Genomic DNA, 486 nt, shown 5'->3' with positions numbered 1-486 from the left:
AAACTGAGAAGCTGTTGTTCGAGTGCGCTCTTCACGAGGCACTGTCCAACGAATCCCGCACCAGCCGGCCGCGAGGCCGCGCGGGATTCAGGCGGCTCCGCGACATCTCCGCGGGGTTCGTTCCACACCGACAACGAAAGCTAGGTAAACCTGTGCGCACGTACAGCCCTAAGCCGGAAGACATCGACCGGCAGTGGCTCGTGATCGACGCGTCCGACGTGGTGTTGGGTCGGCTCGCGACGCACGCAGCCCAACTGCTCCGAGGCAAGCACAAGCCCACGTTCGCTCCGAACACCGACGTCGGCGACTACGTCATCGTGGTCAACGCCGAGAAGGTCGTCCTGACGCGCAACAAGCTGCTGCAGAAGAAGGCCTACCGCCACTCGGGCTTCCCCGGCGGCCTCAAAGAGAAGTCCTACGCGGAGTTCATGGAGAAGGCCCCGCACAAGGCCGTCGAGAAGGCCGTCCTCGGCATGCTGCCGAAGA

Annotated in this window: 1 protein-coding gene; it reads left to right on the top strand. The window is 63.8% G+C overall.

Going from position 1 to position 486, the window contains the following annotated elements; genetic code table 11:
- Positions 1-152: 152 nt before the first annotated feature.
- Positions 153-486 (top strand): 50S ribosomal protein L13 (gene rplM / locus L0U85_RS20175; RefSeq protein ID WP_241379563.1); only part of this gene is annotated, 334 nt, incomplete at its 3' end.

The organism is Glycomyces sp. L485, assembly GCF_022548875.1.
GTDB lineage: Bacteria > Actinomycetota > Actinomycetes > Mycobacteriales > Micromonosporaceae > Glycomyces.
This window is presented reverse-complemented; position numbering and strand designations above follow the sequence as displayed.